This window comes from Limnospira indica PCC 8005 (assembly GCF_000973065.1).
In the GTDB taxonomy this organism is placed as follows: Bacteria; Cyanobacteriota; Cyanobacteriia; order Cyanobacteriales; family Microcoleaceae; genus Limnospira; species Limnospira fusiformis.
Window position 1 is genome coordinate 1,743,568 of record NZ_FO818640.1, and the last position, 24,083, is coordinate 1,767,650.

The following is a 24,083-nucleotide window of genomic DNA, read 5'->3' on the forward strand; positions in this document are numbered from 1 at the left end:
TACCAGAGATGCTTTAATGGTTACTGGTTGCAAATTGCTAGATTTAGGGATTAGACAAAATGACACTTATTAAAGAGAAAACACTAGGAGAAAAGGTGCGGGGAGATTTCCCCATTCTACATCAGGAGGTGAACGGACATCCTCTGGTTTATTTGGATAATGCGGCTACTTCTCAAAAACCCCAGGTGGTTTTAGATGCTATCCAAAACTATTATCAAACATATAATTCTAATGTTCATCGGGGTATTCATACCCTTAGCGCTAAGGCGACTGATGAATATGAAAAAGCCCGCCAAAAGGTGGTTGAGTTTATTAATGCTGATTCCTACCAGGAGATTATTTATACTCGTAACGCCAGCGAAGCTGTGAATTTGGTTGCCTATTCTTGGGGGTGGGAAAATCTACGGGCTGGGGATGAGATTATTTTGTCGGTAATGGAACATCACAGTAACTTAGTCCCTTGGCAAATGCTGGCTAAGAAAACTGGGGCGGTGATTAAGTATGTGGGATTAACGGCTAACCAGGAGTTTGATTTTGAGGAGTTTAAAACCCTCATTTCCCCTCAGGCTAAGTTGGTGGCTGTCCTGCAAATGTCTAATGTTTTGGGTTGCATTAATCCGGTGAAGGAAATTACGGAAATTGCCCATCAATGTGGGGCAAAGGTGTTGATTGATGCCTGCCAAAGTTTACCACATTTACCGATAAATGTCAAGGAAATTGATTGTGATTGGTTAGTGGGTTCGGGTCATAAAATGTGTGGTCCGACGGGGATTGGTTTTCTGTATGGTAAGCGGGAAATACTGGAGTCGATGTCGCCATTTTTGGGGGGTGGCGAGATGATTGGGGAGGTGTCGTTAGAGGGTTTTACCTGTGGGGAATTACCCCATAAGTTTGAGGCGGGAACTCCGGCGATTGGAGAGGCGATCGCTTTAGGTGCAGCCCTGGATTATTTAATGAAGATTGGCTTGGATAAAATCCACGCCTACGAACAGGAATTAACGGCTTATTTATTCAAGAAATTAAGTGATGTTCCCGAAATTACTATTTATGGACCCCCCCCAACGGCTGAGGGTAAAGGACGGGCGGCATTAGCATCATTTTCAGCGGGAGAAATTCACCCTAATGACTTATCAATGCTGTTGAATGATTCGGGGGTGGCGGTGCGTTCAGGACACCACTGCACCCAACCTTTACATAAGTATCTAAAGGTTAATTCTACGGCGCGGGCGAGTTGTTATTTTTACAATACCCATGAGGATATTGATGCCTTTGTGGTGGCGTTGAAAGAGGCGATCGCTTTTTTTAAGCAGATGTCTTAATCTTAGCTAAGGGCTTCATAATGGAAGCCTTGGAATTCAGGCGATTTGATTCTCCTTGGTGATCAAATCGCCGATTCCATCTTAATCCATTAATTCCTAGGCTTGAAAAAGTCTGCCCCAACCAGTTCCGGGTCCTTCTGCCGTCCAACGATAGGTCATTTCATATTTGCTGTAAATTGCACCCTTACCATTTTCAACCGCTCCGGTGTAGCAATCATTAAGAGAACCATAAGGATCATTAACAACAAAATCCCCGTTTTCAGTGCGCCCCCGGACAACAATCATGTGACCGCCACAAGGATGTTCCGTCGTCCCCCGATGATAAATACCAATCACAACAGGACGCTTCGCTTCTAGTTCTCGATAAACATCATCAAAATCCAGATCGGTGTGCCAAGTGCTTTTCAAACCAAAATCTGATAAGGCTTGGGTTTGCACTGTATGATCGGTGGTATCTCCATATTTAAAAACCACTTCTAAGTAGATATCATCTCCAGTGGTTCCGAGTAAAGTTCCCGGCTTGAAATATTCTAAACACATGGCACAAGACGATGAATTACAAGTTCTTTCTGGATCTCGATAGTTGTCAGTTTGCGGAAACCAAGGAACAGGTAGTAAAATTTTATCGGGTTTAATCTGGAGATTCTGATTGTATATCTCTACATCTCTGCTGTGAACAAACCAAGTATTTTTTACCTTAAATGATTGACCCCAAAATGCAACTTTCAGGTAATCTCCGGTTTGGTACGCATAGGAGTGAACCGGATAAACACTTTGTTCTTTAATTTCGACTTGTTGATCGCTTGAGAGTTCGGAAAGGTCTTCGATGACGGTGCGGAGGGTTGTGGTGTGGATAAATTTAATCTTCACAGCCACTTCTGAATTGGCAGGTTCTGAATTGGCAGGAGAGGAGGCTATTGGGCGCGACTCTGTCACTTTACAGGCTTTGTTATAATATTGGTGACGGTGCGAGACGTTTAGGAGTGAAATAAGGCTGCAATGCCTGAAATAACCTCCTAGAGGGAGATAAACTGTCAACCAGTTTACCCCTTAACTGTATATATGTCCCAACGCTTAGGAAGGTGTGATTCTAAGCAAGGTAGGGAACTCATGGTCAATCCCATTTTAAGAAATCGCAATACACCGTCCAAGTATTACCTAGGAGGAGTATTATAACTTACTTGGAGCGATTATGGGAAAGAGTAACGGCGATAGCCACCCCAAGTTTCAGAAATCACAAATCTGGGATTTAAGCGGGGAACGGAAGGCGTGAGGGAAAACCTATTCCCAAAATCCGACCACTGCCAACCATCCATGATTAGGGAAACCGAATGTCTGGCCTGAACCATCGTCAACATTAAGTAGCGAAATAGGTTGACACGCTGCGCTCAAAAGAGCAAGGGGAAAAGTAGGAGTTTCTTCACACTACCTACACAGACCTTTAATTTTACCCCGGTGGAAAGGACAAATCTAAAGATGGAATACCCATATATACGGAACGTTTAAACCCCTATTGGGCTCTCTGCGAGTACATCTCGTAAAGTAGTGAAAAGTGTAAGCGAATGCCCATAAGGGGAAAGGATGTGACTGAAAGCCAATGCCTAACTGTAATGGTTGGGATATGCCCACTAGTCACGGTGTGGATATAGAGACTGCAATAAATAGGAGTATAGTGGCGAAAACGAGTTTAAAGACTACGTGTGGCATAAAGCTCCTAAAGTTGAAGTCATAAAGCGAGGGGTCGTAACCTTGTTCCTACTGACAATAGGGTATCCACATCAGGAGCCGTGTGATGTGAAAATATCAAGCACGGTTTTGAATTGGAGTTAGGGAAGGTGACTTCCCTTTCGACCATAACATCTTCTAAGCCATTGTAACCCCCGTTGACTCTTAGGGTAATTTCTTCCACGGTTGCGCCGCGATCGCACAATTCATTCATGCGGTTATTGTGCCACCAAAATCCGGCACTGGTAAACGGATAATGCTCCGCCATATAATCGCAACCTTCCATAATTTTGGCATCGCCCAGCGCATCGCAGAAGGCTTTATAATTGTTTCGTCCGGTGAAGCGCCCCCGAACCTTTGTATTTTGGGCCGTCACCAGAACAAGTATTTCCCCAATCGCTGCGCCCTTCCAAATAAGACCCATCACTGAGTTCTTTTAACCACTTCAATCCCCCGGATTCGTGGGCAATTTTACTGATAAAATGACAGATTCTAGGGGGGGTATTGATTTGATAAAAATGCAGACAACGATTCAGATCTGCTAGTTCATCTTCACGGATAAAATTACCAAAAATCGCCTTGCCTTCTGGCTGAGTAATCAATGGCTCTTCCGCCCCTTCTGGCATTACCGATGGCAGTCCATCCCCATCTTTACTAAAGGCATAAAAGGTTCCACTATTGGCGGCTAAAGTGACCTTAATATGTACATTTTCAGCAGGTTCAAATGCTTCAACTTCGTAGGTTTTTCCCGCCGTAACCGCGACCATTTGATCAGGTTTCAGTTCCGAGGACTGGATAGGCAGTTTTTGGAATTTGGTATGGGCTTTGGCGACAATTGTTTTCATGGTTATTTGCAGGTTTCAGATTTGATTTCATGGAAATAACGAATTGAAACAAAGGATTCTGAATTTGGGCATTTTGCAATTATTATCGATAGGATGAAAACATTTATATTGTCTAAATATTCATTGTGATCAGCCTGGGATTTTGTCAAGATCGCAGATCAAAAACCCAACCAGAGCAACATTAAAAGATTGATTGGCTATTTGGTTGATATTTCTCATATTTTCTCTCTCCTTTTTTAGTCATAATTGGTAGGTATTGAATTGCTCCTATGTTGTCATAATTTCCATTTTTTTGATATTTTCCTCTCTCGCATAAAATCCATGATTATAGAAAAATGTTACGCCACCTGTTAAACTCAATAATAGGGCATATACGCAGAAAATTATATACCAAGTTTTACTCACTTTGCGCCTTAATTGTTGCTGATAATTCCACAATTAAAAATCTGCATTAAAATCATCATATTCAGGAGGAAGTAAAAATTTGTCTTCTGGATCAAGATTCTTCATGGCTTCATCTCAAATAATTGTAAATTTATTGTTTTTGTTTGACAGTGGCGGACAAAAAAGAAACAATAGAACCCAAGACAATATTGAAAGACTGGGAAGCAATATTATTTTCGTCTTGATAAGTTTGGGCATCCTCTAGCAGAAGTTCTGCCACCCAATTCATTTTTTCTGGGGAGTCATAATCGCGAGTTATTTGGGCAATATTTTCTGGAGTTTTCGCAAAATAATTATTGCTAAAAAAGTTGATATAACCAGTCGCAAAAAACAAAATCATGTAAGTGGTGAGGATGGCGTACCAAGTTTTACTCATTTGTGTTGTTTGATTTGGGGTGAATGGTTGGTAATATTGTCAATATGAACGGTGGGCGATCGCCAATTAACGGTGGGCGATCGCCAAGATTTACCTCGACGAATGCTCAATGTAATTTGATAAATTGTGGGATTGCATCTCGCACTGGCACCCCTGGCTTCTGATCATAGACTTCGCCACAATCGAGAAAGCATTTCGCCGCCTCGATCAACTCTTGGCAATTTTCGGGATTGTCAATTTCTTCGCCAATCTTTTGATACTTTTGATATTTTTTAAAAATATATCGATTGTGGGGCTTTTCGAGGAGCGATCGCAAACGACCTGGCTGCTTTTCCACTTGCAAGCGATCGTTGAGATCGAAATCCAAACGTAATATATCACTCCCAACACTATCCAGAATTTGATTGCCAATATCTTCGGAATTTTGGGAAGCAGGATTTAAGAAGATGTCCGGTAGATGCTGAACCCAACCCAGAGAACTCCATCCCTTGATTTCTTCATAGCTGTAGGGACAAGTGGTGTTGCCAGTTCCGATGGAGAGTACGGCAATATCTTTTAAAGTTAATCCGTTATTTTTTTCCAGCAATAAAGCGGGGTATGCCTCATTTGCTTGAGCCAGTTGACCGCCGCTAATGTTAATCACATGGGCACCTTGTTCAAGGGCTTGATTGATTTGGCGTGCCAGGTCTAGCTGGGAAAGAGAATCTGGGCGGCGATCGGAAAATACTGGCAAAATTAGACCGCGACAACCCGGAGCGATACGGTTGAGGCGGTGATTTTTTGATGTTTTGGATTTTCTGTTAATATCTTTCGTAATTTCTCAAATTAATTAATCGATTCTATGTCCCCAAAAAAGGTGCGATCGGACCGGAACATTTTCCAGAAATTACCAGGCGATCGCACTCATGCAAAACGGTGGGCGTTTAGTAAAATCAATTCACCAGTTTGGCGAGGGAACCTGTGGCTACTCCCGCTTCCTCTTTCAGCACAGTCACTGGATGGACACCACCCAGCTTTTTCCGAGCTTTTCGATCACCTTGCGAACCTTTAAAACCTTGCACATTAGGATTGGTGCATACATATTCCCCCAAAGGGGCTAGGGTTCGGCTATTACCGCGACTTCCTACCCATCTGACTGATCGATTAGACCTCTGGCTTTATCTACACCCCTAAAACGCGGATTGAATTCAATTTCGGAAAATTTTGAGTTATGGTATTTTCCCAAATGAAGCCCCATCAAAAAAGGGAGCGATCGCCCCCCTTTTGACTAAGTATGATCAGGGCGATCGCTTAGTAAAATAGTGCTGTTAACCCCAAATATTCACGATATCAGGTGAGAGAATACCAATTGCTTTCGCCCAGGTATCATCAAACAATTTACCAACTCCTATCTCATGTTTTTGAGTCCAATCTTTGACAAACCAAAATTGGTAGTCAGCCGCAATTTGAAACAGATGGAGATCGCTGGCAGCTTGAATGTATAAGGAACCGTAGCGATTTATCGCTTCCAGAACAATTGGATGGTCAAATTTACCTTTAAGCACCGTTTCTTCGTCAGGTTCTTTGCGGGTATCAATGGCAATTTTGGGTTTTTCAAGAGCTACCTTGTTCATTTCCTCTTTCCATTTCTCAGCCGAGTGGTATCGGGGACAATTGTTTTGATTGTCAATTTCAATTGGTGAGGAAATCGCCTTTTGTGCTGCGACTAGTTGACTCTTTTTATCTTGGGGGCGAAACTGACTGCCACTTGCCTGAGAAAATAAGCTACATAACTCAAGAAAAGCATGGTTGTATTCCGTAGGATTATCACGCTCTAATGACCATGCACTTTTGGGACTCCAGCAGGGTTTATAGCGATATTTAACGAAGCTGTAATCGGGAAAATGTCCCATCCATCCATGTCCTACATAGCAGGGAGGTACATTGGGAGCAGCTTGCAAATTTTCATGAGATGTACAAGACAGCTTGACTTTTTTCCAACTCTGACCCATATCTTGATACTCAATATTTTGCCAAACATCATTTTTGAGCCAGGAATTGTCAATATCCCAGTAAGTATTGATTACATGATCAAGGGCGCACCAATCTTGGTGGGCCCAAGTATCTCCAATAACATGAGCCCTAACCCCCAACAAAAGCAATCCAAAGCGTTTGAGAATAGACTCCTTATTTGCAGAACTTAATAAGGTCTTACCACCAGCAGATTTGATCAGAATGTTTTCCAAACGGCTTGAATCAGTGAGACAGCGAATTGTGTCTTTGATCATCGCTCTAGACAAAGCACTTTGTGGCCGATTGAGCAACTTACCAATGTCCGGAGTAATTTTGCTCTTAAGGCTCGAATCAGGATCTATTTCCCGTAGGTGATAGTCAGGTAATAAGGCAGCAACATCTTTTCCATGGACATCGATCTTAGTTGGTGTACCAACAGGGTCATTATAGTTTCCAGGAGGAAAGTGAAATGATGCCCATAACCCACTACTTCCACTGGCTCCGGTACTCAAGGTGCCTTGAAATGTGTAACGAGGATAATCGACTTTGGCGATCACATTATAATCTCGCTCTAAAGATTTTTCGGTATTGCTGACAATATGCCAGTATCCGGCATATTTTTCATTGCTCAAAAAATCGATGAAATTAGAGGCTGTAGCAATAACAGTTGCATCCTTTTGACTATAATTGCCGCCGATTCTAGCCGCGTAGTAAGTTCCATAATAATGAAAATCTTGATCCACAATATTTACCTCTTGAGAGTGGGTGATACTTGTGTATTTACATTCTCAAGACGATTGCTATCTTCAATTTATGAATTTTGCCAATTATCAGGTGTGGCTTTGAACATGGCTAGGATTTTTCGCGAGCTATCGAGTTTTTATACTTTTGATGGTTAATATACATTCAGGCTAGATTAAATCTCTGGTTTGTACCAATCTCACCCGCGTAGTTAAGTCAATATCGGCTACAATTGTAGCCGATCGCCGTTTGGTAAATTTCAGTGAAAACTATTTAGTAACCACTTCATATACCCAGATGATTGATTTTCCTTCTTCTTGCATAAAAGCCCGAACTCTGACCAAATCATTGGAACATAATTTATCCGACGGGTCGTCCATCTCATCCCACACCTTCCGAGCCGGACCGTTACCATCTTGATGTATATTGCCGACTGCAATTTTTCGCTTACCAATGACCGGCCAAGAAGCAGCAAATTGTATGAAACCCGATCCCCCTTTGAGCTTATAATTTACCCCAAAGGAAAAGGAATTACAGTCAAATTTACCGACCCCTAACTGCTCGGGTTGGATATCGCCAAGGGGCTAATTTTCCGAGTCATTATGGGATCCCACGCGCTCCAGGACATATTGGGTCTTGTTAATGACTTCAATGACATATTTTTTGTCGTATGTGACCAATCCTTTGATCTGATCGAAAGTTTAATTGACATCAATTGAAATTGAGCCGGTGACTGCCATGGTATTTAACCTTTAATAGTGGTGTTGACTTAGTTATAGCAGCCAACAGGAAATAGGGAACAGGGAATAGGGGTTCAAAAGAGTCCACCTCCCAGGTTTCAGGACCGTGGATGTCCTAAATGTTCTGGCTGCTACTATATTAGACGTTTGAGGGGGGTGATCTGTGAATTTTGCGAATTATCAGGGGTGGTTTTCCGAACCGCGATCGCCATTCATACACCCGTCACTCTTCCTTGCAGTTTTGCCCGTTGTTGTGACTGCCTCGCCGCTTGTAAAATCTTGCACCAATCCCGATAAATTTGGGCATCCTCGCCAGACAGCTTGTAAGCCGTCTCCATTGCCGATGCCGCCTTCTGATATTGTCCGGCATGGAACAAACCCCAACCGTAGGAATGCCAACTCTTGGGGTTAATGGGGTGTTCCTCCGTTAACCGAGCCAAAATTTTGACTCCTTCCGCAAACTCCTCTCGGGCGATGTGATAATAAGCCAGTAACGCCAAACCCTCCACCGTAGTCATCCGTTGCCGTGCCGTGTCAATCATTTTTTTAGTCTGCTTCCCCTCCTTTTCCCATACCAAACCCATCCGGCAACGAGTCTCTATCTGTCGCTTGAGAACGTGACAATCGTCCGGGGCTAATTCCAGCATCCGCAGCAACCGCACCTCCGCTTCCCCGACATCCCCCAGAATCATCAAAGCATCGTAGCTGTCAATTAGCGCCACAATATCATTGGGATGAACTGACAAAATGTGATCAAATGTTCCCAAAGCCCCAGATATATCTTCTTTCTGCATCTGTAGCCGCCCCAATGCCAGCCAGTGCGTCATGTTGTCCGGTTCTAGGGCTGTGGCTGACTCAAAGGCGACAATGGCTGCTTCCAGGTCATGCCGACAGACGGCAATTAATCCGCCGAGATGCTGTTGAGTTGCTTCGTGGCGAACTTGGGATAAGGCTTTTTCATAAACTGCCACTGCGTCGGCTTCTTGCCCCATTAGCTGCAACATTTTCCCTAAGTTTAAATACACCTCAACCAATTGGGGTTGTCGCTCAATAACTTGGTGATACTCTTCGATTGCCCGTTGCCAATCACCCGTCGCATACAACAGATTCGCCAATTCTAGCCGCTTTTTCCATCCCGATGGATATTTTTGTATGTACTGATCTAAGGTTTTTAGCTTCTGGTTGATTCGGGTTGGTTTTTGGTCTAAAACCAAATACACATTTCTCTCACTCCCGGAAAGTAGGGTGACAGATACCATACATGAAAAGGTTTTTTTAGACATCTCGCTATTTGGTGGTGTTTGATTATTGCAGATATGCACCTGGTTATCCTTCGGTGTTCACAAGTCCAATCGATAACTGTCTATCACCGAATTATTTTGGGTGTTTGAATTTTCCAATTAAGTGGACTGATGCCGGTTTTTATAAGCCGCAAAACCAGGCAAAAAATGCCATGTATGAGACATTTGGTCTAGGCAGGTCGCGGTTAAGTGATAACTGACTACCACCGATTTACACTCGACACCAGATAAATCGTCGATTTTTGAGTCTTCTATTAACAAATTATTGGTGACGTAAAAACTCTCAGATAAAGTTGATTCAAAAGGATCTACCCCTGAAAGATAACTTCTCACCTTCTGGGCGAGAATATCTCGTGCCTGTTGAATGCGTTTGTAAGCATTGTCTCTGGAAATTCCGAGTTTTTCGGCGATATCTGGATAAGACAGTTCTCGGTCATAACGGAGAATGAAAGGGATGCGAAGCCGTTCAGGTAGTTGGTTGACAACACTCTGAATAAACTGCCTTAACTCATGCCTCAAAATTTGCGATTCTGGGGATTCACAACTACATAAAATAACATCTTGTGCTTGAATATATGAATCTTCTATGTTGTCAATACTGATTGATTTTCGGCGACGTTCTCGGTGAATATCTAGGCATAGATTATGGGTTAAGCGGGTTAGCCAAGCTCGGAGATTCGTGATTTTTGGGGCGTATTTTGGTAATTTATCCCTGGCTTTTAACATGGCTAGACTGAGGGCTTCTTCCGCTTCCGTCCGGTTATTTTCCATCCAACTAATACAGCGATTATAAAGGTAGTTTTGATGGTAATACCAGAGGGGCCAGAAGGCATTCATTTCCCCTTCTGAAAGACGATTTAATAGTTCTTGTTCTTCTGCCTGTTTCAAGGGTTGGACATCGTTTGCTTTCGGGGAACGATATCGCCTGATGGGGTCTTTAATTTCCATAAGAGGTACGAGGGATTCAAAACGTCAATGGTTTTGGCGATCGGAGCCTGGTTGGCTTCCATCTAATTTGCCTCCACCCTTTTATACCGGGAGGACAACGACAGTATATGCTCGTTTAGACCTTGGTAGATCAGTCCGAATTTTGATCAGGTTTTTGGCTCGTCTGTAATATGATACTCGATCGCTTGATTAAAGTCTATACCACTTATGTAAATTTTTTTGCTGAAAAAATCCCACATCCCAACAGGAAGTTCACTCGATATACTCTCAATCTGGTTGATCTGGGTTTTCACGGGGGAATGGATTGGGGGAACTTCCTACCCGGAAAATGATGGTAAAAATGTTGTCTGTCACCAACATACGATTCCCAAAGGCATCGTTACCATAATCATACTCTTGATGTTGCCACGATGCTGATAGCGTGGGACTGTTGGGCTGATTTTTCAGTCTCCAACTGATGGTGCTACCGTAAACCGACCGGCTGGAGGTTTTGTCGATGGGTGCGATATAACCTGATAAGGTGACGTTATTAACTGGGCGGACTGCTAATTCTATCAGTAGGCGATCGTCGTAGGAATTGGGGAGGATATCCCCGAAATAGTTGGTTAAACCCAGGGAAAATATTTGCCAGTTTAAACGTCCCGATAACCCTAATTCGCTGGCGGGAGAAATGCTGACAACATCCCCAATGCGGGTTTCTCGGTCGATCGCATAATTGAAAAAACTCGACAGGATTAAATTCCTATTATTCCCCAGGCGAAACCTTTTGGAAGCATTCCCAAACACCTGGCTGTAATAGTCGCGATCGGGGTTGACATAGCCGATCGCACCCCCTCGAAAACTCCAGCCGTCCGTCGTGTTAAATGTATAGTCTGCCCCTAGGTAAAGTTTCACCATTTCCGAAGCAATAACCCCCGTATAGTAGCGGAAAATGTCTTGACTTCGCGTCCAGTTTCCGGTTAAACTAAGGTGAGGATAATATCGCCGTTGTTCTAGGTAAACACTTTGGCGGTTCAAGTTGACATCTTGCCGCAAAAAACTCAGATAAACTTGGGCGTAAAAGTTCTGTATATTCTCGGTGGAAAAGATGTCTTGATTGACCACAGACATTAACTGTAGATTATCGACATCTTCTCCCCCTTCCGCCCCCGCCCTAATTGGCATTTGGGGACCGGTCGCCCGGAAAAAAAGGCGATCGCGTCCGAAGCTGCGATCGAGAACCGGAGACAGCCCCAACCAGAGGCTGTGATAACTCGCCCCAGGAATTTCCCTCAAACTTCTGATATTGGGAGTCAAACTTTCCGCCCGCCCCAGACCAGCGGAATAAATCGTAAAACTACTGCTAGGTAAACGGGTATTATTAGCAGCAAAAAATAAGTTACGGTTAATGCTGGTATTCGGGGGATTTTCGCTCCCTTCCAGGTCAGGAATGAGGTCTGGTAAAAATTGTGCCCCCGCTTGGATAACCGTATTGAGACAGCGATTTTCATCATCCCCAAATAGGGTAAATCCGTAAATCGTGCGCCCCAAAACCGCTTGGGGATCGTTGGCTTTCACCACCTGTCGCACCCGGGAAAATGTGCCGGCGATGGTCAGGTCGATTTCTTCTTGGCGTTTAATTGTGCTTCTTTGGGATTGACTATTTCCCGGAAAAGTGCCAGAATTAGGAAAGTACAAATCTAGCCCAATCGGTTGGCTGGCGGTTCCCCCTTGAAAACCGGGAAGCTGCATAAAAGCTAAGGTTTCCGGTGCCAAGACATCCCCCACCTGTGAAGTTTGCAGAACCCGGGTTGGCACAAAAAAGTCGGGGTCGATGCTGTTGCGATCGATGACCAACCCCGGCATATAAGTACATTGTTGGTCACTGGGAGCATCAGGTAAAAAACAAGCCCCCGTCAAACTCATTTGAATTTCCAAACCGTTCATGGTTTGGGGTTCCGTGGTGGTGGTGGTTACTCGCCTTTCCAGCGGCACCGTCCGCAGTTGCAAGTAACTCCCCCGCTGGTCTACCCTGTAAATATTAGTTCGGCTAAGGCTTTCGATAATCTCCGCGTGGAGTTTGAACGTACCATCTAAAACCATGTCGCTATTTGTGGTATTAGCGAAGGCTTGCACGCCGCTCACCTGCCATTCGGTCAGGTGGCTGATGGGGATATCATTAAGGGTTAAAGTAGTGGTAAAGGCGCTAATTTGGTCGTTAGGAGCCACGCGAGGGGGGATGATATAGTCCGGGTCTGACGGTGGCGGAGAAGGTTTGGGGGTTTTATTCAATCCGGGGTCAGGTATCGCCCATGGGAGGGGAGTTTGTGCCAAGGCTGCGGGAATGGCAGTGAGGTGGAGGACAGCTAAGGCAACGACAAAGCTACAGTTGTGTATCTTCACAGATTTCCGAGTTAGTTGAGGGACAGTAGGGGTATATGTTTACCCACAGCGTGTTGGGTTCCCCCAAGGGGGTTCTGAGAAACCCGATTTTTGGGAAAAACCGGGTTTCTTGGCTGAGGAAAGGGGTATATGTTTCCCCAGGGGGTGTTGGGTTCCCCCAGGTAGGTGCGATCGCTCTCCAGTAGTAGGTTGGGTGGAGTGCAACGGAACCCAACAACGGGTATATGTTTCCCCAGGGGGTGTTGGGTTCCCCCAGGTAGGTGCGATCGCTCTCCAGTAGTAGGTTGGGTGGAGTGCAACGGAACCCAACAACGGGTATATGTTTCCCACAGCGTGTTGGGTTCCCCCAAGGGGGTTCTGAGAAACCCGATTTTTGGGAAAACGGGGTTTCTTGGCTGAGGAAAGGGGTATATGTTTACCCACGAGGTGTTGGGTTCCCCCAGGTAGGTGCGATCGCCTTCCAGATATGCTATCGAGGCGATTGGGTCAAACCCTGACTTTTCCTCTTTGGGTGGGTTCCGCAACACCAGCCTGGGATTTTGCCCGACGGGAAACCGCTTTAACTTTTTTAACTTTTGTTTGGGGTTTCTGGGTCGGGAGGGGAGTTGCTTTGGTCTGCTTTTTTTGGATTCAGGGGGGGCGACTGTTTCCGGTGTCAACTGGACCGATTGCCCTGTGACCTTCTTCTTAGATGGCTTCAGCAGACCGTGGCTGTCGCGGTCGTAGCTTTCCAGGCGATCGCGCAAAACCCGCCTGGCGTCGGAAATGCGCTTACGGACGTTGACCGGGGACACGATAAGTCGCCCAGCAACTTCTGGGTAAGACTGCTGTTGTTTCATGTAGAGAATCAAGGTTTCCCGCTTCTTCGGCGGTAATTCCTCCATGGCGCGATCTAAAAATTCTTCCAGTTCCCAGCCGATACAAATCTGTTCCGGCGTGGGTTCGCGACTTACCCATTCATCAGCTAAAGCGATCGGATCGACATTCTCAACTTTCAAATGTTGGCGATCGCGCTGTCTGAGGATATCTGTACAATGATTCCAGGTTACTTTAACTAACCACTGCCTCCAATTCCTAATCCGTTCCGTCCGTTTTTGCAGTTGTTTTTGGGCTTTCAAAAGGGCTTCACTGAGGGCATCTTCGGCTTCAATGGGGTTGCCCATTTGTCTGAGACAACAACGCCAGAGATAGTCTTCATGCTCTAGCCATTGTTGCCAAAACTCGACAGTTAGCTGATAACTACTATTAGATAGATCCATTTTCTGAGAGTTCTCTATTAGGGTTGAGTCAAAAGAAAAGCAGTTAGATATACACCCTTATTTAGCCATCCTAAATAAATCCATGAATGAGCCATAAGGGTTCGGTGTGCTTACACATAATCAACTAATTCACTTCAGGAATCACTTCCACAGGATATTTATTCTACAAGGACTTCCACCAGCAGTGCTAAAAGCTGTTCCAAAAGCATATCTGCTGGCACTTCCGCCCAATCAGGTTCGCACTCAGCACATTGGACCTGCCTTATGGGCAAAAGGCAACTCAAGGGTTGATATGTCATTGAAGATACCTATATATATGTAATTCGTCTCGCGATCCGTGATGTGTCACGATCGCTCAAAACCCGCACCCTCTTGAATATATTTTGCCAACAGAACACCGCCTCACATTAGCCGCAGATTAACTACTTGGTAATGTGGTTAATGATGATAATGATTGGCAAAAATTGCAATCTTAGAGCATATATCTTGAACTGGCTGGGACGATAATTCTACCCTTATTGTTCTGGCTCTAAAAGTATCATAACCTACTTTCCCAAAAAGTTTATATCCGATTTATGAAACTTGTTTAACTAGCCGGCCAAAATTCCACCTAAATCTCCTGGGAGGGGATTGACTCCGTAACAATACCAAAATGCCCGGCCCCATGGTAACAAGCCTGGGGGAGCGATCGCTTTTTTGGCATTCAAAGAAACGGGGTTTTAGCGATCGCTTAGGACGCAACTTATGAGTCGGTTATTAGCGCAAGTGTTACAGTGAATTTTGGATTCCCCCAGGTAGGTGCGATCGCTCTGGGTAGGTTGGGTGGAGTGCAACGGAACCCAACAGCGGGTATATGTTTCCCACAGGGTGTTGGGTTCCCCCAAGGAGGTTCTCAGAAACCCGGTTTTTTGAAAAAACCGGGTTTCTTGGCCTTGGAAAGGGGTATATGTTGACCCACGGAGTGTTGGGTTTCGCTATGCTGCACCCAACCTACACCAACCTACACCAACCTACTTTGGCTAAGATGTAGATAAAAAACCGGGTTTCTCAGGGATAGGAAAGTTTATGAATATTAAATTAGCTCTGGGTAGGTTGGGTGGAGTGCAACGGAACCCAACAGCGGGTATATGTTTCCCACAGGGTGTTGGGTTCCCCCAAGGAGGTTCTCAGAAACCCGGTTTTTTCAAAAAACCGGGTTTCTTGGCCTTTGAAAGGGGTATATGTTGACCCACGGGGTGTTGGGTTTCGCTATGCTTCACCCAACCTACACCAACCTACACCAACCTACTTTGGCTAAGATGTAGATAAAAAACCGGGTTTCTCAGGGATAGGAGAGTTTATGAATATTAAATTAGTGGAATCTTTAGCCCTAGTGGTTCAATCGCTTTCCCCAGAAGAGCGATCGCTTTTAGAGGAGAAGCTGAAAGCACGCCAGCAGGAAACCTCAGCGGCGGGGAAAGATCGTCCTTTTTATGAAACGGCGACTCCAGAAGAAAGGGCGAAAGCGTTTCGGGAATGGGCAGCGAGTCACCCGCGCAACCAGCCCTCTTTATCCGATGAAGCGATTAGCCGAGAAAGCATTTATGGAGAAAGGGGTTAATGTCATTTTTGATTGATACTAATATTCTGTTGCGGAGTGCAGACGCTAATCATTCCATGTACGCCGATGCAGTAACAGCGACAAATATTCTGCTTGCACAAGGGGGAGATGTTTGTATCATTCCCCAAAATTTAATCGAGTTTTGGAATGTTTACACCCGCCCTGTAGATAAGAATGGTTTAGGACATACCCCAACGGAAGCGGCTGCTGAAGTCAATCGATTAAAAGGGCTTTTTTTGCTATTACCGGATAGGTTAGCCATTTATTCGGAGTGGGAAAGGTTGGTGCTGACTTATGGGGTGAGGGGAGTTAATGTCCATGATGCGCGGTTGGTGGCAGCAATGCTGATACATGGATTGACTCATATTCTGACTTTTAATATCAGGGATTTTGCCCGCTATGGGGAAGTGATGGCAGTGCATCCGATGGATGTGCGATCGTAAATTTTGGGCAGCAAAAGAAAGGGGGTTTAGGGCGATCGCTTTGGTATCTTACAGCCTGTTCAGAAATCATATTATCACCTCTCCAAGTCCCTCTCCCTCTGTGGGAGCCAGATTTAGGGCGATCGCTTTGGTATCTTACAGCCTGTTCAGAAATCATATTATCACCTCTCCAAGTCCCTCTCCCTTTGTGGGAGCCAGATTTAGGGCGATCGCTTTGGTATCTTACAGCCTGTTCAGAAATCATATTATCACCTCTCCAAGTCCCTCTCCCTTTGTGGGAGCCAGATTTAGGGCGATCGCTTTGGTATCTTACAGCCTGTTCAGAAATCATATTATCACCTCTCCAAGTCCCTCTCCCTTTGTGGGAGCCAGATTTAGGGCGATCGCTTTGGTATCTTACAGCCTGTTCAGAAATCATATTATCACCTCTCCAAGTCCCTCTCCCTTTGTGGGAGCCAGATTTAGGGCGATCGCTTTGGTATCTTACAGCCTGTTCAGAAATCATATTATCACCTCTCCAAGTCCCTCTCCCTCTGTGGGAGCCAGGTTTAGGGCGATCGCTTTGGTATCTTACAGCCTGTTCAGAAATCATATTATCACCTCTCCAAGTCCCTCTCCCTTTGTGGGAGAGGGATTTAGGGTGAGGGGCAATGTATTAAGCGACTGGTAAACAAGCTGTACCTAAGATGTAGATAAGATACCCGGTTTCTCAGAGTTGATTAACCTTTTCTCCAGCGGACGATCGCCCGATTTGATTCACCAATCCACAGGACGAGGGAGGTTCCGCCTATAATCCATAACCAGTCTGTCAGACACAGGGGAACAGTTCGGAAAATGCTGCCGCCAAATTGAACAATCAGAATTTGTCCGATGAAAATGACTCCGGCGATCGCCAAAAAACTAGGATTTTGCCAGAGTTGGGATAAGACCGAATCCTTGGAACCGAAGCATTTGGCATTAAATAAATTCCAGAATTGCAGCATCACAAAACTGGTGAAAAATAGTGAGAGTTCATAGGCTGTTACCTGATGATCAGATTGGATATACAGTAGAAACCCGACCAGAATCACTAAAAAAGCTGCCCCCACAGTAAAGATTGACGACGACATGGCTGGGGAGATAATAAAGTCTTCCGGGTTTCTGGGTGGTACTTCCATCACCCTTTCGCTGGGGGGTTCTGTGGCTAAGGCGAGGGCGGCGAAGGTATCCATAATTAGGTTTACCCACAAAAGCTGAATTACGGTAAAGGGTAGGTTAATGCCGATAAAAGGTCCTAACAGGGCAATAATGCAGGCGACCACATTAATTGTGAGTTGAAACAAGATGAATTTTTGGATGTTTTGATAGAGCGATCGCCCCCATAAAACTGCCTGTTTGACACTCCGAAAAGAGTCATCTAACAGGATAATATCGCTGGCTTCTTTGGCCACAAAAGTGCCGCTACCCATGGCTAAACCGACTTGGGCTTGATTGAGAGCCGCCGCATCATTGGTTCCGTCTCCGGTAACGGCTACCACCTCTCCTTGAGCCTGTAATAGCTGGACGATGCGCTGTTTATCTTGAGGACGAGCGCGACCTATTACCCGCACTTTTTTGAGGGTTTTGCTGGCGAGTTCATCATCCATGTCTCGGAGTTGGCTTCCGGTAATATAAGCCTCGCTGGTGTCGTTTTCATCGATAATCCCAATTTGACTACCAATTTGGGCGGCGGTTAGCAGACTATCGCCGGTAATCATTTTAATATCAATTCCGGCTTGGCGACATTGGCGGACGGCTTCGGTAACTTCTGGACGTACCGGATCGGCGATCGCCACAAATCCTAACCATACTACATCTTGGCGATCGTCTACATTCAAATCATCCCCTTCGAGTTGCGGTTGAGGGATATAAGCAAATCCCAGGGTTCGCATTCCTCCCGCATCGCAGTTTTTTAACTCCTGAGAAATCAATCTTCTGGATTCTGGGGTGAGGGTAATTACGCCCTTTTCCGACAAATAGGAGGAACAATGACCTAGGACAATATCGGGAGCGCCTTTGATGTGCATTATCTCCTGATTATTGATAGCTGATATTCCCAGGGTCACCATATATTTCAGATCGGGGGTAAAAGCTAGTTGTTGTTTAACCTCAAACCTATTGCGTTCGGAGAGATAATCAATCTGATTTTGTTCTAACCATAACAACAGCGCCGCCTCGGTGGGATTCCCGATCGCCTTAGATTTTTGGTTCTCATGTTGTTCTAAGTTGGCGGTACTGTTGGCGGCTATGGCTTCGGTTAATAAATCACTGGGAATATCGTGGCTGAAACTGGGGAAATTTATCTCTTGTACCTGCATTTTATTCATGGTTAAAGTTCCGGTTTTATCAGAACAAATAACCGTAGCCGCGCCAATGGTTTCGCAGGCGTGCATCCTTCGCACGAGGTTATTTTGTTTGGTCATTTTCCTCATGCTATAGGCGAGGCTGAGGGTGACACTTAGCGCCAGACCTTCCGGGACAGCGACCACAATCACCGCCACCGCAATCATAAAGTAGGTGACAAACTCAGTGGCGGCTGATGCGGGAATCCAATCACTAACATTATCGGGAATAAAATTGCCTCCATAACCGATCGCAATTCCCACCCCAAAAACTAACAAACCTATTAAGGTTGATTTCACCCAGCCAATGGCGTGATCATCTTCTAACCATTCTGGCACAGTCGCCTCATAACCTGAGATTTCTAAACCATCATAAACAATGGGTAACCATACCCTAACTAGGGTAATGATTAAACTGGTAACAGCTAGGGCGACTATATACCACTGTCCTAGGCTTAGGTTAAGGTTTCCGGTGAGGATACCGCGCACCACTAAGGCTATATCAATTAAAACGGCAATGGCTAACCCTAGGACTCCAATTAAGCGACTGAGGCGGTCTAATTGCTGTTTTAGGGGGGTGTCTATATTGGTGATTTCGCACACTAATTGCGCGGTTTGACCGATTTCTGTACTATCGCCAACAGCGGTGACTTCAAAGGTGCCATGACCGTCTGTAACTACTGTTCCTCGTAATAAGCGATCGGGAGGATAGGCGCTATCGGGAAGTTCGCCACTGGCTTCTAATTGCGATTTGCCTAACTTTTTGACGGCTTCTGATTCTCCGGTTAAGCTGGCTTCATTTACCCGCAGCGAAACGGCTTCGACTAATTGACCATCGGCGGGGATTTCGTCCCCCAATTCGATGATCACAATATCACCGACTACTATATCTTTTTTGGGAATGGTGGTAAAACTATGATCTCGGATTACTTTGATGGGGACTTCATCATTCATCCGGTTGAGAATATCAAATTCTTGATTGGCTTTATACTCGTTTAAGAAAGCTAGGGTAGTGGCTAAGGCGATCGCTACAATAATACCAATTCCTTCTACATAATTGCCATTAACTATTCCTAAACTAATGGCGATCGCCGCCGCCATAATCAAAATCCGAATCACCGGATCATCAAACTTTCCCAAAAATTGCCGCCAAGCTGCTTCCCTTGGTGGGGGAGTCATGACATTACTACCGTTAGTTTGGCGACTTGTCTCTACCTCTGGGGGAGTTAATCCTTTTAAGTGATGGATTTCTTGGCGCTGGTCATGGATCGTGGTCATCGGCGAGGCTCCTATATTAGCATCTATACTGAGAAAAATCAGATTGTGTTATCTTAAAAATCACCGTCTTATATTGGCATCAGCCTAGTCAAATATCGGCTTATGTATTCCCATTTGCACAAATGAGAACTCGATTAAATTGCGATCGTCTGTGAACTTCATCAGCTAAAATACTTAACTGATTACATATATTGACTCCGGCTTCAATTTTAACTATACCACTTTCCCCTCAGATTGGGGAACCATTTTCCCGGATTTTTAGTCTCAACCAGCCTGACCCACCGCGACAAAATCCACTCATTTTAACATAAATTAGTGAGACTTCGCAACTAGCCGCCTCCCTATCATTAAATGTATTCAAAATAAAGCATATTACTGTGTAAATATCTCCTCAACAATGCCGTTGGGGGTTCCCATCATGTATGGTATATTATCTACTTTGATTTTCTCGGAAGTATGACCTCACTTGACCCTAACCCGCCGCCTAAAAATCTGAATAATGAGTTGGCGAAAGAACGCAACCGCGCCGCTTCGGAACGGACTTTAATGGCGTGGATTCGTACCTGTTTATCACTGATAGGCTTTGGCTTTGGTATTGACCAAATTGTGACGGTTATCTACGAAGAAACGGGGGATAATTACGTCAACCCTCTGCGTCTGTCTCGCTTCCTCGGTCTTTCGTTTATCGCCTTGGGAACTCTAGCACTAATAGCGGCTTCGATTGACCATCGCCAAGAACTAAAACGCATCTGTAGAGATGATTATTTATACACTCCTAGAATATCTCAAGCGCTGACTGTGGCTGTGATTTTGGCGATTTTAGGGGTGGTGGCATTCTTGGGAATTATGCTGGGTTCATAACCACTCTTTACCCTGAATTTGTGCTGATATAACTAAGGGCGAAGCCTGTGCATTTGTAGTTAGTTGGTTAACCACAACACTACAAATGCCGGCAGATTACAGATGTGTGGAACTTTAGGCTAGGCTGTACAGTAAACGCGGCACAATTTGAGCCACAAACTGAAGCAGGAAAATGGCAATAATGGGGGACAAGTCAATGCCACCCAAGGGGGGAATAAATGAACGGAAAATATTAAGATAAGGGTCAGTTAGTTGGCTAATAACCGATAAAGGACCATCGTATAAATTCACATTGGGGAACCAACTCAGCAGGATTCTAATAAAAATTAGAACCATGTAAATGTTCAGGAATTGTGCAACTGTATTAGCAAGTAGAAACAATGGTGAACTCATGCAATATCTCCGATAACTGGGAAATGGCTTATGGTGAGACCTCAAGGGTCTGGGAATAGTCAACTACCTAAAGTCTGGGCGGGTTCGACGGTTTCCCTGAGAGTGATTTAGTATGATTGACTTTTAACTGGGGTTTATGAAAGAGTAAACTCTAGCAGCTAATTATATCATACTTTGGGCGCTAGTTGATGCTAGATATCTTCGGCTGAGGGTGAGTCGTGAACCTCAGCAGAGATAGTCCCATTCACTCCCCCAAGTTGATGGCGTACATCATCGATCGCCTGATTGAGTTGAGAAATTTTGTCTTCTAGGTTCAAACGCGCTGTTTCCACATTTTCGGGGGTTAGGCGATCGCCTTTATTGCGGTTGCGCTTATTGTCTCCTAGGGAATTAGAGCTTTCGGAGTTATCCGCAGATAGTCGCGAGGAGAGGACAACCCCCAACACACCACCCACGATACCCCCTAAAGTAGCCCCTAATATCAGTCCGCTGGTAAAGCCTTCTCGATTAGCCATAGTTTTAGATTCACCTCATCATCAAAAATTCAAGTTCCAAAAGTGCGATCGCCCGCATCTCCCAACCCCGGAACAATAAAACCTCGCTCATCGAGACCCTGATCAATAATAGCCGTATAAACTTGTAGACTAGGATACTCTTGGCTAAGGGACTGTAAGGCTTGGGGGGCGGCTATCACGGAGATAATTCGCATCAACCCCGGATCAATACCGCGCTTGGTCAGTTCAGCCATAGTCGCCATAATGGTTCCCCCAGTAGCCAGCATCGGTTCACTAACGATTAACCGGGTTTGAGGGTCAAAGCTATCAGGAAGTTTATTGAGATAGCAACTCACCTGTAGGGTTTCCTCATCGCGGACCATTCCCAGGTGATACACCGACGTTAACGGCACCACGCTTTGGATACCTTCCATAAGGGCTAATCCCGCCCGCAGAATGGGTATAACCACCATCGGCGCTTCTGGGTTGATATAAGTAGCTGGACATTCACACAGGGGAGTTTGTACCGTAGTTTCCACCGTGGTGAACCAATCGCGAGTCGCTTCGTAGGTTAGCCACCGTCCCAGTTCCGTCATAGCGCTGCGGAATAGGGCCGGCGGAGTTGAGACATCACGGGCGATCGCCAACCAATGCTTAATTAGGGGATGGGGGGGGACGTAAACGCGCAGTTGCAGAGTCATTAGGGGGATAGTCAACCAAATTCGGCTTTTCCCTTCCATCATACTCCCCCAGCTACCCAGTCAGACTACCCCCGCATAGTTTTAAGAAATGTTACAAACTTATTGACAATTATTTTTAACAAGTCTAAAGTAGATTCTCAGTGTTCTCCTCTCAAATCAAAGGATCGGCAGACGGGGGCGGTTGATGAAAAAACCGTTCCCGCATTTCTTGTGAAAATGGCTGTGGGAGAGGCATTATCATGATTTTGCCCCCAGAAATGTCGCTTGTGAACGTTATACAAGCATGGTGAGGCGTTACACTGTAGAGTCAGGAAATTCTGGAAGAGAGTTGATCCGATGCCTGTTATTACCCACCAGTCCTTTGCTGATGAACCCCGACCGACTCAAAACTTTGATGTAATTGTCATCGGTTCCGGTATTGGAGGCTTAGTCACTGCCACCCAACTGGCAGCCAAAGGCGCGAATGTACTTGTCCTAGAAAGTTACATCATCCCCGGTGGTAGTTCTGGTTACTTTGAGCGAGAGGGATATCGATTTGATGTCGGAGCATCAATGATTTTTGGATTTGGTGACCAAGGCACAACTAACCTGCTCACCCGGGCTCTAGAAGCTGTTAACGTCAAATTAGAAACTATCCCCGACCCAGTTCAAATTCACTACCACCTACCTGGGGAACTCCAAGTTAGGGTTCACCGAGATTATGAGAAATTTTTGCAAGAACTAGGGGAAAAGTTCCCCGACGAACGAGACGGAATTCGTAAGTTTTATGACGAATGTTGGCAGGTGTTTAACTGCTTGAACGCCATGGAACTCCTGTCCCTGGAGGAACCCCGTTATCTGATGCGGGTTTTCTTCCAAAACCCAGGCGCTTGTCTGGGACTGGTCCAATACCTACCCAAAAATGTGGGCGAAGTCGCTAAACGACACATCAGCAACCCGGAATTACTCAAATTTATTGATATTGAGTGTTACTGCTGGTCTGTGGTTCCCGCTGACTTAACTCCCATGATTAACGCTGGGATGGTCTTTTCTGACCGCCACTACGGTGGGATCAACTACCCCAAGGGGGGAGTAGGTCAAATCGCCCAAAAACTGGCTGAAGGCTTACAGAAAGCCGGAGGAACGATTAAATACAAAGCCAGGGTGAAACAGATTTTAATTGAAAATGGGCAAGCTGTGGGGGTCGAACTCACTAACGGTACAGTTTACCGCGCTCGCCGTATAGTTTCCAATGCTACCCGCTGGGATACCTTTGGGAAACTAATCCCTGAAACAATGATGCCGCCTTCTGAGCGAAAATGGCGCAAACGCTATCAGAAATCGCCGAGTTTTCTCAGCTTACATTTGGGGGTAGAAGCCTCGGTTTTAACACCAGAAACCGACTGTCACCACATCATAGTTCAAGATTGGCAAAAAATGGAGGAGCCAGAAGGGACGATTTTTGTCTCGATTCCGACCCTCCTTGACCAGGATTTGGCCCCGCAAGGCTATCATATCATCCATGCTTTTACCCCGAGTTGGATTGATAATTGGGAAGATTTACCACCCACAGAATATGAACAAAAAAAAGAGGAGGCAGCCTGGGGAATTGTAGACCGTCTCGAAAAGATTTTTCCCGGTTTAGATGCGGGTTTGGATTATATGGAAGTGGGAACAGCGCGATCGCACCGTCGTTTTCTTAACCGGGATGACGGAACCTATGGACCTATTCCTAGCCGCCAACTGCGGGGACTCCTAGGAATGCCTTTTAACCGCACTGCTATTCCCGGTCTGTATTGTGTCGGAGATAGCACCTTTCCTGGTCAGGGATTAAATGCTGTCGCCTTTTCTGGGTTCGCCTGTGCCCACCGCATTGCCGTAGATTTAAAGTTAGGCTAAAAC

Annotated in this window: 21 protein-coding genes; 6 read left to right on the plus strand and 15 right to left on the minus strand. The window is 45.3% G+C overall.

Going from position 1 to position 24,083, the window contains the following annotated elements; all coding sequences use genetic code 11:
* Positions 1-59: 59 nt before the first annotated feature.
* Positions 60-1,319, plus strand: a complete 1,260-nt coding sequence (locus XZ46_RS07700; protein WP_008049455.1) for a SufS family cysteine desulfurase — start codon at positions 60-62, stop codon at positions 1,317-1,319.
* Positions 1,320-1,415: 96 nt separating this feature from the next.
* Here XZ46_RS07700 and XZ46_RS07705 read toward each other — a convergent pair whose 3' ends face one another.
* The 11 genes from XZ46_RS07705 to XZ46_RS34060 form a co-directional block, all read right to left on the minus strand.
* Positions 1,416-2,189 (minus strand): C39 family peptidase, encoded by a 774-nt coding sequence (locus tag XZ46_RS07705; RefSeq protein WP_228116508.1) that lies wholly within the window; start codon positions 2,187-2,189, stop codon positions 1,416-1,418.
* Between the two features lie 856 nt (positions 2,190-3,045).
* Positions 3,046-3,420 carry a hypothetical protein gene (locus tag XZ46_RS34045; protein WP_157883431.1) on the minus strand — a complete coding sequence of 125 codons (375 nt, stop codon included), beginning with the start codon at positions 3,418-3,420 and terminating at the stop codon, positions 3,046-3,048.
* A complete protein-coding gene (locus tag XZ46_RS36385; RefSeq protein ID WP_008049458.1) occupies positions 3,365-3,889 on the minus strand; it encodes a hypothetical protein in 525 nt (174 codons plus the stop codon). Before XZ46_RS36385 ends, XZ46_RS34045 begins: the two co-directional genes overlap by 56 nt.
* Positions 3,890-4,424: 535 nt before the next feature.
* The gene (locus XZ46_RS07720; protein ID WP_008049461.1) at positions 4,425-4,709 is read right to left on the minus strand and encodes a hypothetical protein; all 285 of its coding nucleotides are present in this window, start codon (positions 4,707-4,709) and stop codon (positions 4,425-4,427) included.
* A 106-nt stretch (positions 4,710-4,815) separates the two neighbouring features.
* Entirely contained in the window at positions 4,816-5,442 is a 627-nt protein-coding gene (locus tag XZ46_RS07725; RefSeq protein ID WP_006620643.1) for a hypothetical protein, read from the minus strand.
* Between the two features lie 574 nt (positions 5,443-6,016).
* Positions 6,017-7,444, minus strand: a complete 1,428-nt coding sequence (locus XZ46_RS07730; RefSeq protein ID WP_008049465.1) for a DUF6765 family protein — start codon at positions 7,442-7,444, stop codon at positions 6,017-6,019.
* A 950-nt stretch (positions 7,445-8,394) separates the two neighbouring features.
* Positions 8,395-9,465, minus strand: a complete 1,071-nt coding sequence (locus tag XZ46_RS07740; RefSeq protein WP_223064829.1) for a tetratricopeptide repeat protein — start codon at positions 9,463-9,465, stop codon at positions 8,395-8,397.
* A 117-nt stretch (positions 9,466-9,582) separates the two neighbouring features.
* Positions 9,583-10,431, minus strand: coding sequence for an RNA polymerase sigma factor (locus XZ46_RS07745; RefSeq protein WP_008049467.1), 849 nt, complete (start codon positions 10,429-10,431; stop codon positions 9,583-9,585).
* 267 nt (positions 10,432-10,698) lie between these two features.
* The gene (locus XZ46_RS07750; RefSeq protein WP_008049468.1) at positions 10,699-12,813 is read right to left on the minus strand and encodes a hypothetical protein; all 2,115 of its coding nucleotides are present in this window, start codon (positions 12,811-12,813) and stop codon (positions 10,699-10,701) included.
* 11 nt (positions 12,814-12,824) lie between these two features.
* Positions 12,825-14,072: an RNA polymerase sigma factor gene (locus XZ46_RS35820; RefSeq protein ID WP_048894996.1), complete on the minus strand. Its 1,248-nt coding sequence runs from the start codon at positions 14,070-14,072 to the stop codon at positions 12,825-12,827.
* 158 nt (positions 14,073-14,230) lie between these two features.
* Positions 14,231-14,371, minus strand: coding sequence for a hypothetical protein (locus tag XZ46_RS34060; RefSeq protein WP_157234452.1), 141 nt, complete (start codon positions 14,369-14,371; stop codon positions 14,231-14,233).
* Between the two features lie 1,040 nt (positions 14,372-15,411).
* Between XZ46_RS34060 and XZ46_RS07765 the strand changes: the two genes are divergently transcribed.
* The 3 genes from XZ46_RS07765 to XZ46_RS07775 are packed head-to-tail and all read left to right on the plus strand — an operon-like array spanning position 15,412 to position 16,785.
* Positions 15,412-15,672, plus strand: coding sequence for a hypothetical protein (locus tag XZ46_RS07765; RefSeq protein WP_006620625.1), 261 nt, complete (start codon positions 15,412-15,414; stop codon positions 15,670-15,672).
* Positions 15,672-16,115, plus strand: a complete 444-nt coding sequence (locus XZ46_RS07770; RefSeq protein WP_006620624.1) for a type II toxin-antitoxin system VapC family toxin — start codon at positions 15,672-15,674, stop codon at positions 16,113-16,115. The genes XZ46_RS07765 and XZ46_RS07770 overlap by 1 nt, the downstream gene beginning before the upstream one ends.
* Positions 16,102-16,785, plus strand: a complete 684-nt coding sequence (locus XZ46_RS07775; RefSeq protein ID WP_048894997.1) for a hypothetical protein — start codon at positions 16,102-16,104, stop codon at positions 16,783-16,785. Before XZ46_RS07770 ends, XZ46_RS07775 begins: the two co-directional genes overlap by 14 nt.
* Before the next feature lie 49 nt (positions 16,786-16,834).
* Here the strand turns inward: XZ46_RS07775 and XZ46_RS07780 are convergent, their stop codons facing one another.
* The gene (locus tag XZ46_RS07780) at positions 16,835-19,753 is read right to left on the minus strand and encodes a calcium-translocating P-type ATPase, PMCA-type (protein WP_008049480.1); all 2,919 of its coding nucleotides are present in this window, start codon (positions 19,751-19,753) and stop codon (positions 16,835-16,837) included.
* Positions 19,754-20,209: 456 nt separating this feature from the next.
* Here XZ46_RS07780 and XZ46_RS07785 point away from each other — a divergent pair, with 456 nt between their 5' ends.
* Positions 20,210-20,614 carry a YidH family protein gene (locus XZ46_RS07785; protein WP_006620620.1) on the plus strand — a complete coding sequence of 135 codons (405 nt, stop codon included), beginning with the start codon at positions 20,210-20,212 and terminating at the stop codon, positions 20,612-20,614.
* A gap of 114 nt (positions 20,615-20,728) precedes the next feature.
* On the opposite strand, the gene XZ46_RS07790 is transcribed toward XZ46_RS07785, so the two are convergent.
* The 3 genes from XZ46_RS07790 to upp form a co-directional block, all read right to left on the minus strand.
* Positions 20,729-21,007 (minus strand): YggT family protein, encoded by a 279-nt coding sequence (locus XZ46_RS07790; protein WP_006669458.1) that lies wholly within the window; start codon positions 21,005-21,007, stop codon positions 20,729-20,731.
* A 191-nt stretch (positions 21,008-21,198) separates the two neighbouring features.
* Positions 21,199-21,522: a ssl2009 family thylakoid membrane protein gene (locus tag XZ46_RS07795; RefSeq protein ID WP_006620618.1), complete on the minus strand. Its 324-nt coding sequence runs from the start codon at positions 21,520-21,522 to the stop codon at positions 21,199-21,201.
* A 29-nt stretch (positions 21,523-21,551) separates the two neighbouring features.
* Entirely contained in the window at positions 21,552-22,202 is a 651-nt protein-coding gene (gene upp, locus XZ46_RS07800; RefSeq protein ID WP_035759746.1) for a uracil phosphoribosyltransferase, read from the minus strand.
* A gap of 336 nt (positions 22,203-22,538) precedes the next feature.
* Between upp and crtH the strand changes: the two genes are divergently transcribed.
* Entirely contained in the window at positions 22,539-24,080 is a 1,542-nt protein-coding gene (crtH, locus tag XZ46_RS07805; RefSeq protein WP_006620615.1) for a carotenoid isomerase, read from the plus strand.
* Positions 24,081-24,083: the final 3 nt, after the last annotated feature.